At 37.8% G+C, this 13989-nt stretch carries 13 protein-coding genes and 1 riboswitch; of the genes, 7 read left to right on the forward strand and 6 right to left on the reverse strand.

Going from position 1 to position 13989, the window contains the following annotated elements; translation table 11 throughout:
• The first annotated feature begins 33 nt into the window (after positions 1 to 33).
• Positions 34 to 1227, forward strand: coding sequence for a hypothetical protein (locus AC27E9_RS13455; protein WP_487130971.1), 1194 nt, complete (start codon positions 34 to 36; stop codon positions 1225 to 1227).
• An 84-nt stretch (positions 1228 to 1311) separates the two neighbouring features.
• Here AC27E9_RS13455 and AC27E9_RS13460 read toward each other — a convergent pair whose 3' ends face one another.
• Positions 1312 to 2964 carry a LysM peptidoglycan-binding domain-containing protein gene (locus tag AC27E9_RS13460; protein ID WP_487130973.1) on the reverse strand — a complete coding sequence of 551 codons (1653 nt, stop codon included), beginning with the start codon at positions 2962 to 2964 and terminating at the stop codon, positions 1312 to 1314.
• A gap of 79 nt (positions 2965 to 3043) precedes the next feature.
• Positions 3044 to 3853: a hydroxyacylglutathione hydrolase gene (gene gloB, locus AC27E9_RS13465; protein WP_487130975.1), complete on the reverse strand. Its 810-nt coding sequence runs from the start codon at positions 3851 to 3853 to the stop codon at positions 3044 to 3046.
• Positions 3854 to 3912: 59 nt separating this feature from the next.
• Between gloB and AC27E9_RS13470 the strand changes: the two genes are divergently transcribed.
• Both AC27E9_RS13470 and AC27E9_RS13475 read left to right on the forward strand, forming a co-directional pair.
• Complete coding sequence (locus tag AC27E9_RS13470; RefSeq protein ID WP_487130977.1) at positions 3913 to 4665, forward strand: methyltransferase domain-containing protein; 753 nt, start codon at positions 3913 to 3915, stop codon at positions 4663 to 4665.
• Positions 4666 to 4730: 65 nt separating this feature from the next.
• A complete protein-coding gene (locus AC27E9_RS13475) occupies positions 4731 to 5489 on the forward strand; it encodes a Nif3-like dinuclear metal center hexameric protein (RefSeq protein ID WP_487130979.1) in 759 nt (252 codons plus the stop codon).
• A 90-nt stretch (positions 5490 to 5579) separates the two neighbouring features.
• Here the strand turns inward: AC27E9_RS13475 and AC27E9_RS13480 are convergent, their stop codons facing one another.
• Positions 5580 to 6332 carry an ElyC/SanA/YdcF family protein gene (locus AC27E9_RS13480; RefSeq protein WP_487130981.1) on the reverse strand — a complete coding sequence of 251 codons (753 nt, stop codon included), beginning with the start codon at positions 6330 to 6332 and terminating at the stop codon, positions 5580 to 5582.
• 286 nt (positions 6333 to 6618) lie between these two features.
• Positions 6619 to 6810, forward strand: a riboswitch (Lysine riboswitch).
• Between the two features lie 264 nt (positions 6811 to 7074).
• On the opposite strand from AC27E9_RS13480, the gene lysC reads away from it, so the two are divergent.
• Positions 7075 to 8451 carry a lysine-sensitive aspartokinase 3 gene (gene lysC, locus AC27E9_RS13485; protein WP_487130983.1) on the forward strand — a complete coding sequence of 459 codons (1377 nt, stop codon included), beginning with the start codon at positions 7075 to 7077 and terminating at the stop codon, positions 8449 to 8451.
• A gap of 191 nt (positions 8452 to 8642) precedes the next feature.
• On the opposite strand, the gene queC is transcribed toward lysC, so the two are convergent.
• Complete coding sequence (gene queC / locus AC27E9_RS13490) at positions 8643 to 9302, reverse strand: 7-cyano-7-deazaguanine synthase QueC (protein WP_487130985.1); 660 nt, start codon at positions 9300 to 9302, stop codon at positions 8643 to 8645.
• 69 nt (positions 9303 to 9371) lie between these two features.
• Here queC and queE point away from each other — a divergent pair, with 69 nt between their 5' ends.
• From queE to AC27E9_RS13505, 3 genes are all read left to right on the forward strand, one after another.
• A complete protein-coding gene (queE, locus tag AC27E9_RS13495) occupies positions 9372 to 10046 on the forward strand; it encodes a 7-carboxy-7-deazaguanine synthase QueE (protein WP_487130987.1) in 675 nt (224 codons plus the stop codon).
• A 148-nt stretch (positions 10047 to 10194) separates the two neighbouring features.
• Positions 10195 to 10443: a DUF3297 family protein gene (locus AC27E9_RS13500; RefSeq protein ID WP_487130989.1), complete on the forward strand. Its 249-nt coding sequence runs from the start codon at positions 10195 to 10197 to the stop codon at positions 10441 to 10443.
• A 63-nt stretch (positions 10444 to 10506) separates the two neighbouring features.
• Positions 10507 to 10938: a nuclear transport factor 2 family protein gene (locus tag AC27E9_RS13505; protein ID WP_487130991.1), complete on the forward strand. Its 432-nt coding sequence runs from the start codon at positions 10507 to 10509 to the stop codon at positions 10936 to 10938.
• A gap of 38 nt (positions 10939 to 10976) precedes the next feature.
• On the opposite strand, the gene pdsS is transcribed toward AC27E9_RS13505, so the two are convergent.
• Complete coding sequence (pdsS, locus tag AC27E9_RS13510; RefSeq protein ID WP_487130993.1) at positions 10977 to 13196, reverse strand: proteobacterial dedicated sortase system histidine kinase; 2220 nt, start codon at positions 13194 to 13196, stop codon at positions 10977 to 10979.
• Between the two features lie 6 nt (positions 13197 to 13202).
• A complete protein-coding gene (gene pdsR / locus AC27E9_RS13515; protein ID WP_487131318.1) occupies positions 13203 to 13919 on the reverse strand; it encodes a proteobacterial dedicated sortase system response regulator in 717 nt (238 codons plus the stop codon).
• Between the last annotated feature and the right edge of the window lie 70 nt (positions 13920 to 13989).

A 13989-nucleotide genomic window follows, 5' to 3' on the forward strand; every position in this document is an offset into this window, starting at 1 on the left:
CTCAATAACGTTATAACAATTAAAAGAACATTTATGTTAAAAATAATTAAAGAAAATAAGCTCAATGCGCTAATTCTAGCAACTTCACTTGGTTTGAGTAATTACGGATATACCGCTGATAATGCAATGACTGCGGTTACAGTAGAAGAGTCTCGAATATCAAAAGCAATAGCAGCTATGCCTAATGTCGCTGATCGTTTGTCAGCACGGGTGAATGAGTTTACACAGCAAGTTAATCAAGATAATAATTATACTGTGCTAACGCAATTGATTTTACGCCATGCGCCCGCTTTATGGTTAGATGCAAAAAATTCTTATCGTAAATTAACAGATTTTGATGATAGGCCCTTGTATTGGGCGCGTTTGCAAATGACCAAAGCGTTGCGTACATCACCTGGCTTCGGTAAACTTTTTGCTAATCAGCAGCAAAAGTTGCTAACTACATTCGAATTGTTATCGCGTGGTCAATCCGATATAAAGTTTGATAAAAATACTCAAAAGAAAATTCTAATAACTGGATTTGATCCGTTTTTTCTAGATCGTCATATTGAACAAAGTAACCCATCGGGTGTTGCAGCATTATCACTAGATGATTTGGTGTTAAGTATCGACGGAAAAACAGCAGAGGTAGAAGTGTTAATTGTTCCTGTGCGCTTTGCTGATTTTGATCAAGGTATGATAGAAGAGCTTTTAACGCCTTATATAGCAGGTAAAGATGTCGATATGGTCATTACCGTTAGCATGGGAAGAGAAAACTTTGATTTAGAACGATACCCTGCACTGCGACGAAGTGCCAAGGCCCCTGATAACTTAAATGCCTATACTGGTGCATCAAAACAAAACCCTTTGTTACCATTATTAAAAGAAAGAGAACTGGACGGTGCTGAATTTGTTGAATTTAGTTTACCAGTTACGGCAATGCAAAAAGGTGCTGGTAAATATAAAGTAAACGATAATCGCAATGTAAGTACAGTATCAAAGCCGAAAACTTTTGCTGCTCAGTCGCTAGCAAGTATTGTTAAGCAAACATCAGTAAGTGGTTCGGGTGGAGGTTATCTTTCAAATGAGATTTCCTATCGTAGTATCTTTTTACGAGATAAATATAATCCGTTGTTACCAGTAGGGCATATTCACACACCGAGAATTAAATCTTTTGATCAGCAAGAATTAATGGACATTGTTAATCAAACTAAAAACATTATTACGCAAGGGGTTGCTAAGCTATAGTCGGTTAAATAACCCGTCGGTACTAATAAAAAAAGCGCTAATTTAATTAGCGCTTTTTTATTAGATAAATGAAAGATTTAATCGTTAAATATTATTGGTAACATCAACTGAGAGCTTTAACATTTGCCCTGGTTGCAGGTATTTATTACGACTTAAGCTATTCCAACGCTCAATATCTCGAATTGTGACATTAAACTTATCAGCTATTCGTGCAAAAGAGTCACCTTTACGAACACGGTAGTTAATATTCCTCATTATTGCTTGTTCATTAGGTGTAGATTGGCTATTAGCTAAGCTTTTAATTGATTTTTTCTGCCAAATAACCAGCTTTTGTCCTGGTTTAATAGTGTCTCTTGGCGCCATACCATTCCACTTGGCAATACTGCGGGTTGAAACATTATAACTACGACTCAAATCCCAAAGGGTATCGCCAGATTTGACTATATGAACACGTTTTTCACCAGCCAATTGACGATTTTGTGTTTTAGCTAGGCGCTGATCTTGAGATAAAATATAACTGTCTAATGACGCGGTAGCGACAGGAATAAGTAGAAATTTTCCCGCTCTTATTTGCGTGCCTTTAACTTTGTTAATTTGTTTTATTAAGGCAATTTCAGTATTAAATTTTTTCGCTATTTTACCTAAACTATCACCATTTTTAATTTTATAGCGTTGCCAAGCTAAACGATCGTTGTTCGAGAGCTTAGCTAGTTTTTCGTTAAATGCTGCCACTTTATGGTTTGGTAATAATAAATAATGTGGTCCATCAGGATCCGTTGCCCAGCGGTTAAAGCCGGGATTTAAGCGTTGTAACTGTGATAGGGACAGGTCAGAAAGTTCGGCAGCTTTGGCTAAATCAAGTTGTGAGCCAATATCAACTTGGCTAAGTACCGCTTCATTATCTATTTTGTGTAACTTAACTTTTAATTCATCACTACGTTTTACGATATCTGCGAGAGCTAATAATTTAGGGACATAAGCACGTGTTTCTTTTGGTAAATCAAGTGACCAAAAATCAGTTGGCTTATTTTTCTTTTTATTATTGTTAACCGCACGTCGCACTCGGCCTTCACCTGAGTTATAGGCGGCGAGGGCAAGCATCCAATCACCATCAAAAAACTTATTTAAATACTTTAAATATTTAATTGCTCCTTGAGTTGAGGCAACAACGTCACGTCTACCGTCGTACCACCAATTTTGTTTCATACCAAAACGTTTGCCAGTGCCAGGCACAAATTGCCACATACCTGACGCTCTACCGTGAGAATAAGCGAAAGGATCAAAGGCACTTTCAACAATAGGCAATAAAGCAATTTCTAGTGGCATATTGTTCGCTTCCAGTTCTTTAACAATATAGAACAAGAATGGCTCAGCACGTTTGGCGACACGAGTTAAATAGGCTGGATGTTTAACAAACCAATCACGTTGGCTTTTTATACGGCGATTTTCTGGCACGTTAAAATTTAACTGGCTTCGAATTCTTTGCCAGACATCATCAGCTAAATAGTTTTCTGGTTTATCGTTTCCTAAATCAACACTTACATCGGCAACTGGGTGAATAACATCAATGGCCTCATCTACTAACAGTGCTTGGTTAATATCATTAACTGAGGCAATGTTGCTAGGAAACTGCGCTGTTTGGTTTGTTTCTGGGTTTTCTGATGTCGATTGACTTAAAGGTAATTGGCAGCCAGATAAGATAAGGGTGACTGCAGCTGATAACGATATATACTTCATGAAAGGTCTATTTAGATTTACTTGCGGTCAGTGTCACTTATTTAACCGTTATATTCAAGATTTGCATCCGAAAATTCTACTAGAAATTGTCTTTCCACGCTCTGATAACGGTAAAAGCCGAAAGTGCATCGTTAATTGTCTCGCCACTAAACTCACTAGCACTAGCCATTAAGCTCTCACGATGACAGCGTAGAAACGGGTTGATCTTTTTTTCTTGAAGAATTGAACTAGGAATGGTTGCAATATCTTGTGCGCGTTTATTGAGTACCTGATTATAGTAATAAACTAATTCACTATTACACGGTTCAACAGTAAGTGCGAAATCTAAATTAGCTTTAGTATATTCATGAGCGCAGTAAATATGAGTTTTTTCAGGTAGTGCCGCTAATTTACCTAATGACGATAGCATTTGCTCTGGAGTACCTTCAAATAATCGACCGCAGCCGCCAGAAAATAAGGTGTCGCCACAAAATAAATTATCTTGGACTAAATAAGCGATATGACCGCTTGTATGGCCAGGCAAATCAATAATGGAAAATGTTATAGCTAAGTCGGCGAGTTCAACTGTTGAGTTCTCATTCAATTTTATATCACAGTGGGGAATGTTTTCGTTCTCCGGACCATATATCGTCAGCGGCCATCCGTTATCTTGACAATACTGAACTAATTTTTTAATGCCGCCAATGTGATCAGGGTGATGATGAGTAATTAATATTGCTGTAAGCTGCTTTTGATTTTCTTCGATAAAGGTAATACAAACATCAGCGTCTCCAGGGTCTACAATTGCTAATGCATTATTGCTAACCGATGATATTGCCCAAATATAATTGTCAGAAAAGGCTTTAATCATTGAAACTTGCATATTCGATGTGGTTTGGCTTTGCAGCATGGCTAGCTCCTGAGTATACTGAAGGTATGATTATACTGACTTTTTTACAAGTTTAAACTATGAAACCGGCACTTGCTATTCGGCACCCTGATTTGCCTGAGTCATGGCAAGCACTGCCAAACGGTGAATTAATCGCTAAAAATATAGAACAAACGTTAACGCCGTGGTGGCCAAAATTTTTCGGCTATCACTTGTTAAAAATTGGAGCATTAAGTGGAGAACTTAATAGTGATTCAAGCCCAATTAAACATCAGTTAACATTAACAAATAAGGTTAATGCCGCAAGTATAGTGGCAGAAATTGATGATCTACCTTTGTTAGAGCATAGCGTTGATGTTTGTGTTTTGGCACATGCCTTAGAGTTTTCGCTTGACCCACACCATGTTGTACGAGAGGCAAATAGAGTATTAATACCAAATGGTTACGTAGTGATCACAGGATTTAACCCCTTTAGTTTAGTTGGTGTAAATAAATTTATTCCCTATCGCCGTAAGAAAACACCTTGGAATGAGCGATTGTTTTCGCCAATGCGTGTTAAAGATTGGTTGCACTTAATGGGATATGAAATTCAGCTAGATCACAGAGTGTTGCACTCTTCGCTTTCAAAGCCACAAAGTGATGGCATAGTAAGTGAGCAATGGCGAAAACTAGCCGAACATTATTTCCCAAGCTTTGGCTCTGTTTATATTATTGTTGCGAAAAAACGCGTGTTACCATTAACACCCATTAAAGCTAAGTGGCAGCTTAGGCCGCGTTTTGAACCGGTTAAAGTACCAAGTATGAACTCTTCTAGAAAACAAAAACATAAGTAGTATTTTTAATAAATTTATTAACAATACATTTAATACTTATCAAGTTATAAACAGGTGAAAAATACATGCAACGTCATGAATTTGAGAGTTATCTCAATAATTTATTAAAACCAAATCAAATTAAAGATTTTTGTCCGAATGGTTTGCAAATTCAAGGCAGTGATAACATTAAAAAAGTGATCACTGGGGTTACAGCAACACAAGCTTTAATAGAGCAAGCTATCGCTGAAAAAGCTGATGCCTTAGTCGTGCATCATGGTTTTTTCTGGAAAAATGAAAGTTATGTTATTCGAGGCATGAAACATCAACGTATAAAGGCCTTGCTTGAAAATGATATTAACCTTTTTGCTTACCATCTACCGTTAGATATTCATCCGACTCTAGGTAACAACGCGCAACTAGCGGAATTGTTTTCAATTGACAATGTAGCACCTCTTGAAGTGGGTAATGAGCTAAGTGTTCCTGTTCGCGGAGGTTTTAGCACTGAATTATCAGGTGAGGCATTACAGCAGCGCATTAGTGAGCAACTTGAACGCACATGTATGCATATTGCTGCGCCATCAAACAAGGTAATTAAAACGGTGGCTTGGTGCAGTGGTGGTGGTCAAGGTTATATAGAACTAGCTGCTGAACAAGGTATTGACGCATTTATCAGCGGTGAAGTTTCTGAGCAGACCACTCATGTTGCTCGAGAAATGGATATTCACTTTTATTGTGCTGGTCATCACGCAACTGAGCGTTATGGCGCAAAAGCGTTAGCAAAACATTTTAATGAAAACTTGCCAGTTGCAGCTAAATTTATTGATATTGATAACCCAGCTTAAAGATTCAATACTTTTTCAGCGATTTATTATGAAACAGGTCTTTAATTGAAGTAGCCAATTAAGGACCTGTTGTTATAGCTAATTATATTTTTAGTTTTTAAACCACTGAACAATTTGCCCTAAGGTTTCGTACCAAACTCGCGTGGTTTGCTGTAGCTTTCGAGCGCTGGGTAAATAATATTGCCAATTTTTATTGGCACTTTCTTTCACCCAAGGGCTTGCAGGTGCAGGAATGGCATTCACTCCATGCATTTGAAAATATCTCATTGCACGTGGCAGATGTGCGGCATTTGTCACTAAAACAACATTTTTATTGTGTACTCGCGGGGCAATTAATTCCGCCTCTTCTTCGGTATCTTGTGGGAAGTTTTCAGTTAATATTTTATTTGCCGGCACACCTAACAGTATAGCAGCTTGTTTGACTTTATTAGCGTTTGAGCTTTCATCATTGTCCGCATAACCTGAGGTAATTATTTGTGCCTCAGGATGAATACGGAAAATTCGAATGGCTTCAACTAAACGTTCAAGTGAACATGAATTCAGCTGGCTGGTAGCAGGTAAACTATGAACGGTAGTATGAGCACAACCCAACACAACTATATAGTCAATAGGTACGACGCTGCGGGTAAATGCTTGGTAATTATCTTCCAATGGCGCCATCAGCGAATCTGACACTGGTGGTAAAGTTGTTAGAATTAAGAGTAGGGTGGCAAAAAGTAATGCTTTAAAACTCAAACCTGGTTTTTTGCGGTAAAACAAAATCGCAATAAGTAATAATATAACAATAATACTAAGTGGCATTAATGACCACGCGACTATTTTTTTTAAAAGAAACAAATCCATAAATTTTCCAATACTTTACCATGTAAGAACTTCCTCATAAATGATAACAAGTTAATGAATTTTTCAGTTAATCATTTTTAATATTAATTGCATAAAAGCAACATTTAGGTTTTTAAATTAGTCAAATACCTAGTGTTATTAAATTTCTTCTTTAGACATCTAAAAGTCTATTGACCTTAATAATTAAATGGGTTTTAATAGCGTTGTTGTAAATTAGAACTTTTACTCAACTCATATTGGTATCCATACTTATATGATGCGGTTGAACGGTAAATTTTTTGTTTTACACACCAGAAGAGGTGCAATTGCCAGGTAGGTAACATGAGGTCCACATCCGTTGACAGTTATTAATGGGGACAATTGCCGAGAACGTTGGTATGGGTGGAATATCGCGTTCGGTCACTAGGGCTGAATCCCTAGGGCTGTCACCGCTAGAAAGCAGAAGCTTTTTAGATTTGGGTGGAGAGCTTCTGGCTGAAAAGTATCACGTGAATAATCATTTTTAATAACTGTTATTCTCTCTACGCTCAGTCATGCTCTTCCTGTATTTTATTAGTTTATTTCAGTCATTTTATTTAATTAAATTACTGCTTGATAAGCTATTAGGGAGAATTTTTATGTTAGAATCTCGTCGACTAAACAAATGCGGCATTTCTGTCGTATCAGTATCAGTATCTGTAAAAAACTCTCAAGCTAGTCTTGGGTTTATATTCATTCAATCTCACCGTCATGGAGAACTTGCATGTCTGCCGTGTTAAACCAAGCAAGTATCAATGAAATTACTGTCTCAAAATTCGGTGGTACTAGTGTTGCCGATTATCAAGCAATGCTGCGTTGTGCTGAAATCATTAAAAAGGACGATGGTAATCGTTTAGTTGTTGTTTCTGCAAGCGCAGGTGTTACAAACCATTTAGTTAGGCTTAGCCAAGAAAATGTTCCAGAAAAAGAACGCGCCGATATACTTGCTGATATAGGTAGAATTCAATTTGCTATTACTGAACACTTAGCAGAACGACATGAATTAGATACTGAGATAAATGAACTTCTAAAAGCCCTTGCGCTATGTGCGCAGCAACAGGCGATTGATTATAGTTTACAAAACAGTGATGAAATACTCAGTTTTGGTGAACAGTTTAGTTCGCGTATTTTTGCGCAAGTATTGCAAAGCACTGGTGTTAATGGTCGTTACTTTGATGTTAGGCAGGTAATGAAAACCGATAATTTATTTGGTAAAGCGCAGGTTAATTTAACGCAGTTAGCAATTGCCGCACAAGAAATGCTTGCACCGCAATTGGTTAACAAGGTTGTAGTTACTCAAGGCTTTATCGGCAGTAATGAACAGGGCGAAACCACAACTCTAGGTCGTGGTGGCTCTGATTACAGCGCCGCATTATTGGCGGAAGCAATTAAAGCAAATAATTTAAGTATTTGGACAGACGTTGTCGGTATTTTCACAACGGATCCTCGTATTACTGAACAAGCCCGTTCTATTAATGAAATTAGCTTTGGCGAAGCTGCTGAAATGGCAACCTTCGGTGCAAAAATATTGCATCCAGCAACACTTATTCCGGCGATGCGCCAAGATATCCCAGTTTTTGTCGGTTCAAGCAAAGAGCCTGATGCGGGTGGTACCCGAATACAACGCCAAGTTGATTCTAATCCAACATATCGCTCAATTGCACTTCGTCGTGAACAAACACTTGTTACCGTAAAAAGTCCTGAAATGTTGCATGCCAGTGGCTTTTTGGCGAAAGTGTTCACAGTATTAGCTAAGCATCAACTCAGTGTTGATTTAATCACTACCAGTGAAATTAGTGTCGCGTTAACGTTTGATAATCCACTCGGTTCTACTCAAGCCTTATTAACAAAGGCAGTTGTTGAGGAATTAGAGCAATTGTGTGAGGTGTCAGTAGAGCATGGTTTAAGTTTAATAGCGGTGATCGGGAATAAAATTCATGGCACAAAGGGTGTTGGCAGTAGTATTTTCGATAAAGTAAATGAGTTTAACATTCGTATGATTTGCCATGGTGCCAGTGAACATAATTTATGTTTTTTAGTACCAGAAGAAGATGCTAACCAAGTCGTTGAGCGTTTACACGACACCTTGTTTACACGCTAAATATTGATACTTAATTATGATAGCTTTTGCTAGCAGAAATAAAAAGGGACGTATTATCGTCCCTTTTTTATGTACAGGATGCGAGAGCATGGATGCACAGAAGCTTGTATGTAAAAGATGTACGGTATAACGCGGTCACATGAATGTTAAAGAGCGTGTAAGGTCACTTTCTCTATAAATTGTGATATCAATTATGCTTCGTACGCTAATGGGTCTGTAGCATTATTATCAGTAAAGGCCTCTAAACGTTCCTGACACGCGCCGCATTTACCACAGGCTTTTTCACGGCCATTATAACAAGTCCATGTGTCTTCATAGCTTAAACCCATTTTTAATCCATCGCTTAAAATATCGGTTTTACTTACGGTTAAATAAGGGCTGAAGATCTCTACAGCCTCGTAGTTAGCAATCTGACATACGTCGTTCATTTTCATAACGAATTCTGGACGACAATCAGGGTAAATGGCATGGTCACCCGAATGGGCACCATAATAAACTTGTGATGCTTTTACTGATACTGCATAACCAACCGCTAAAGACAATAAAATCATATTCCGGTTTGGCACAACCGTTGATTTCATATTTTCAGCTTCGTAATGACCTTCGGGGATCTCAATATCGTCAGTTAACGAAGAACCAGCTAACAATTGATTAATTGCTGAAATATCAATAACTTTATGCGTAACCCCTAGTTGTTGACAAACTTTGCTGGCACAATCAATTTCTTTAACATGCTTTTGACCATAGTCAAAAGTTAAAGCATATACTTCCTTACCGTCTTTTAAGGCACGATTAAGTACAGTAAATGAATCCATGCCACCGGAAAAAATTACCACAACTTTATTACTCATATTTGTCTATCTCTTGGGGTATAATAAAAACTTGCGCATTCTACTCGAAATTATCTAAGCATTAAAGTAATGACCACACGTTATAAAATAAATGAATTATTTGAAACTCTTCAAGGCGAAGGCTCTTTTACTGGCCAACCGTCGATTTTTCTCCGGTTACAAGGCTGTCCTGTTGGCTGTTCATGGTGTGACACTAAACATACATGGGATATTCACCCTGAATTAGAAATTTCTAGCAAGCAGTTATTAAGTAAGTCTGAAGAAACCGAGCAATGGTCAAATTTATCGCTAGATGATATTGCAACAATATTTAATCAACAGGGCTTTAAAGCTAAACATATTGTTATTACCGGCGGTGAGCCATGTATGGTTGATTTAACAGAGCTATGTCATTATTTTGAAGCACAAGGTTATAGTTGTCAGGTGGAAACATCAGGTACATTTGAAATTAAGGTTTCGTCTGATTGTTGGGTGACTGTTTCACCTAAGGTAAATATGCGAGGTGGTTACGATATTTTAGCGAGTGCCATAGCGCGTGCGAATGAAATTAAACACCCAGTAGCCACAGAGCAGCATATTGATGACTTGAAAACACTATTAACTAAATTCAATGTTGAAGACAAACAAGTTTATTTACAACCTATTAGCCAAAAACAACGCGCTACTGAGTTAGCTATCGCAACATGTATCGAGAATAATTGGCGTTTGTCGGTGCAAGTTCATAAATATATAGGAATTGAATAGTCAATTTCTTAAGCGCTATTCTATCGTAAATATATTTTCGATAGATATGAACTCCAGTAAAATCAAGTGAACAGCAATTTATAACTCCTTGAGTACTAGATTCATATTGTCTAGAATGGCGCACTTTTATTAAACTTAGGTCAATATCATGAACGATACAACATCACTTCCCGAATTACCGGATCGCTTGTCAGGTAACCCTAGCAGCAAATACCATGTCGCTGAAATTTTTGAACACAATATTGGTATTCGTTTAAACGGTAAAGAGCGTACGGATGTTGAAGAGTACTGCATTAGTGAAGGCTGGGTTAAAATCCCATCACCGAAAGCGCTAGACCGCCGTGGTCAACCATTACTGATGAAAATGAAAGGTACAGTTGAAGCGTATTACAGTTAAAGAATAACTGTTCTTCTCACTTAAATATTAAGTTTCTGACAAAAGATATAAAAAGGGTAATGTATGAATTTATTAAAGGTGATATTGCTAACATTTTTTATCATGTTTTTTTCAGAAGCTCATGCCAATAACGTCAAAGCAAATCACCTACTAACTGTTGAGCAATTTGTTGCTAGTTTTAATGCCCAAGATAGCGCTACGATGGCAAGTTTTGTTGCTGAAGATGTTGAATGGTTAAGCATTAACGGCCAACAAGTGACGGTTGAAGCTAAAGGAAAAGACAATTTAATTGTCAGCATGAATAGCTATTTTAAATCATGCTCAACTTGTCGTTCTAAACTCGAAAATGTTATATCTACGTCAGGTAGAGTTAGCGCTGTTGAAATCGCAAGCTGGCAAGGGAAAAGCGGTCTGAAATCGCAACGAGCACTGGTTGTTTATGAATTTTCTGGTGATAAAATTAAGCGTGTTTATTATTTTCCTGCAGAAAAATAGTTAATAATCAAAGTACTTATCCATTCTGCCGTTAAATATTATTTTAACGGCAGAATAACTTTAACTTCTACGCCATTATTTAATTTGTTATTCACCGCACTTATCGTGCCTTGATGAAACTGACATATAAGGCGCGCAATATATAGCCCTAATCCTAGGTGCGGTTGTTCATTATTGTGTTGCTGCCTGATAGACACCATAGAATCAAAAAGCTTTTCATTCATTTGCTCTGGTAACAAGGCACCATGATTCTCAATAATAATTTCGCAAGCTTGCTTAGTATGGCTAAATTTCACCGTGACTTTATTATCATCACTAAACTCCACGGCATTAGCAATAACCTTGTCGAGTAACTGCGCTATATGCTCAGGAGACCCCATAACCGTTAAACCTTGCTCAATAACATTGGCAAAATTAAATTCAATATTTTTATAAATTAACTGATAGCCTTGCATACAGCCGCTGATTACTTCGCCGATACTAAACGGCTGCTTTTCGGTGTTTTGCAAAATTTGTTCTATGCGTGTTGCTTCATTCATATTCGTTAAGATAAGACTAAGGCGTTCAATACCTCGTTGCGCTCGCGTTAAATAAGGATTTTCTTCGTTACTCTCCGATTTATCAGAAACTAGACTATGGCTTTGTGAACTTTGATGTTGCATTGCCAGTGTTTCCAAAGAGGTGCGGACGACAGCTATAGGGGTACGTAATTCATGGGAAAGTCGCGATGACATATTTTCTAAATAATGATTATATTGCCCTAAGCGGTTAACGGCAGTGGAAAAACTACGTGATAGATCACCAATTTCGTCATTGGTATTTGATGTATCTACGTTACCGTTAATTCTGCCGTGCTCGTCAATAGCCATTTCTGCTTGGTTACTTAACGTGCGTATACGACTGGAAATACGTGAAGCGAATAAGAAAAATGCGAAAGCGCCTAATAGCATAATGGCAAGTATTGAACTGAAGAGTTTTTCTAGTGCCTGATTTCTCAAAGTGCGAATACCGTTTGTGGTTTCTTCTACTATCACCACACCTTTAACTCTTTCATCGATAAAAATAGGGTAAGCAGCAGAAAGTACAACAGCTTGTTGATCCGTTGATAAGCGCCATTGTGACATTGGCTCACCCGCTAATGCACTTTCAATATGCTTACCTGTTAGGTTTTCTGCGTCGTAAAGTTGATCAATAAAGTTTTTCGGTGGTTGAGTTAATATTCTTTCGTAAAACGGCTTTAGCCAATTTTTCTCTATGCTATGCCATGTATTTTCTAATGTGCGTAGAATAACATTGCTTGATTCAATATTATTACTAACGCGCTTGTTCCATACACCACTTGCTTGCTTTATATCACCGGTTTTAGCGAGTACACGATGATGTTGATCAACTACCCAAATACTCGAATTGGTATAACTCATCCCTTTTACAATACGTTCAATTTCAGGAGAGGGCACTAATATGGTACCTAGTGTCTCTGCCGAACTTGGATCAGCGGAGCCCAATGAAGCAACAACCTTACCTAAACTTCTATCAACGTCATGAACAGCAAAAGCTATATGGTCATTAAATTCGGTTAATGGCACGCGAACTTCTACGTTGTAACCTTGGGTGGTATCACGCCAATGCCCTTGAATTTGCTTTGCAGGTACAGGAATGTCGTTCTCTATATCGGTAATGCGGTACGCATCTATCCAACCAGTGGTTTTATTACTGATAATAAAGCGACTGAATACTCCTTTAGGGTTAATAAAGGCAAGTTCTAAATGATCATTATTGGTAATACTGCGGGCATTGTTATTACGGTAAATTATTTCATTGTCGATAACGGAAAAGTACAAATAAAGGTACTTGCCATACGTGCCAACCGCAGCGGTAAAGTTTACTGATAATTGCTCAGGCGCAAGATTGGTGTAGAGTTGATTTTTTTGTTGATAAAAGTGCGCTTTATTGGCAAAGTCAGGCCAATCATTATTTAAACCGTCAAGTTGTATTGGCGCTGATAAACTATAACTATATAAGTCTTTGCCTTTCTCAACACTGGGTAAAAAACTTGCTTGGTTATTGAATAGATTTGCCCGTTCGTGCATTGCGGTTGCTAAAGCTCTAGCAGTTCCTATTATGGTTTGCTCTTGACCGTAGCGCAGATATTTTTCCATTTCCCAAACATATTGATAGCCAAACCAGGGAATAGTAAACAAAAAACCAGACAAAAGTAGTAACTTACTTCTTAGGCCAAAACGCCACTTTATCGCCATAGTGAACTATTGACCTGCACTGTTTTGGTTAGCCGTTTGATTCCAACGATAGCCCATTCCATATACAGTATCGATGCAATTAAAGCTGCTATCTAAGCGCATGAATTTTTTACGAATACGTTTAATATGTGAGGTAATAGTAGAGTCATCAACATAAATTTTTGAGTCTTGCATTAATTGGCTGCGATTCTTTACATGGCCAGGATGTTTGGCTAAGGCATAAAGCATCCAAAACTCTGTAATGGTTAAATCAACATTGCAACCGTTCCATTCAACACTCATACGTTGACTATCTATGGTTAAGGCATCAAGGGTCAACAAATGATCTGACTGTTGTGGTTTTCCTAAGGCATCTTGTCGTCGAAACAATGCAGCAATGCGTGCTGCTAAATGAGGCAAACTAATATCTTTAGTTAAATAATCATCGGCACCAATTCTTAAACCAGAAACCGTATCAACATCACTGTCGCGAGCGGTTAAAAATATAATCGGCAAAGTATTAGATTGTGATCTTAACCACTGGCAAAGTTCGAAGCCTGCATCGTATTCGTGCTCTAAGCCTATATCTAAAATTGCTAAATTAGGTAAGCGTAAGCTAAAGGCTTGTATTGCCGTTGCTTTATTTGGATAAGTTTGAACTTGATATCCTTGAAGTCGCAGAGCATCTGCATAGTTTTCTCTAATTGCTGCATCATCTTCAACAATGGCGATCCGTTTTGACATTTTAGCGTGTGACCTTCTAATAAATACGTATCCAACATGGGCATCATAGCGAATAAAACACTGTGATGCT

Source organism: Colwellia meonggei (genome assembly GCF_057537295.1).

What these genes read in the sequence shown, in the direction of transcription:
- AC27E9_RS13460 (WP_487130973.1), bottom strand. Translation starts at nt 2,964, where the DNA reads ATGAAGTATATATCGTTATCAGCTGCAGTCACCCTTATCTTATCTGGC.
- gloB (WP_487130975.1), bottom strand. Translation starts at nt 3,853, where the DNA reads ATGCTGCAAAGCCAAACCACATCGAATATGCAAGTTTCAATGATTAAA.
- AC27E9_RS13455 (WP_487130971.1), top strand. Translation starts at nt 34, where the DNA reads ATGTTAAAAATAATTAAAGAAAATAAGCTCAATGCGCTAATTCTAGCA.
- lysC (WP_487130983.1), top strand. Translation starts at nt 7,075, where the DNA reads ATGTCTGCCGTGTTAAACCAAGCAAGTATCAATGAAATTACTGTCTCA.
- AC27E9_RS13480 (WP_487130981.1), bottom strand. Translation starts at nt 6,332, where the DNA reads ATGGATTTGTTTCTTTTAAAAAAAATAGTCGCGTGGTCATTAATGCCA.
- pdsS (WP_487130993.1), bottom strand. Translation starts at nt 13,196, where the DNA reads ATGGCGATAAAGTGGCGTTTTGGCCTAAGAAGTAAGTTACTACTTTTG.
- queC (WP_487130985.1), bottom strand. Translation starts at nt 9,302, where the DNA reads ATGAGTAATAAAGTTGTGGTAATTTTTTCCGGTGGCATGGATTCATTT.
- AC27E9_RS13470 (WP_487130977.1), top strand. Translation starts at nt 3,913, where the DNA reads ATGAAACCGGCACTTGCTATTCGGCACCCTGATTTGCCTGAGTCATGG.
- AC27E9_RS13500 (WP_487130989.1), top strand. Translation starts at nt 10,195, where the DNA reads ATGAACGATACAACATCACTTCCCGAATTACCGGATCGCTTGTCAGGT.
- pdsR (WP_487131318.1), bottom strand. Translation starts at nt 13,919, where the DNA reads ATGTCAAAACGGATCGCCATTGTTGAAGATGATGCAGCAATTAGAGAA.
- AC27E9_RS13505 (WP_487130991.1), top strand. Translation starts at nt 10,507, where the DNA reads ATGAATTTATTAAAGGTGATATTGCTAACATTTTTTATCATGTTTTTT.
- queE (WP_487130987.1), top strand. Translation starts at nt 9,372, where the DNA reads ATGACCACACGTTATAAAATAAATGAATTATTTGAAACTCTTCAAGGC.
- AC27E9_RS13475 (WP_487130979.1), top strand. Translation starts at nt 4,731, where the DNA reads ATGCAACGTCATGAATTTGAGAGTTATCTCAATAATTTATTAAAACCA.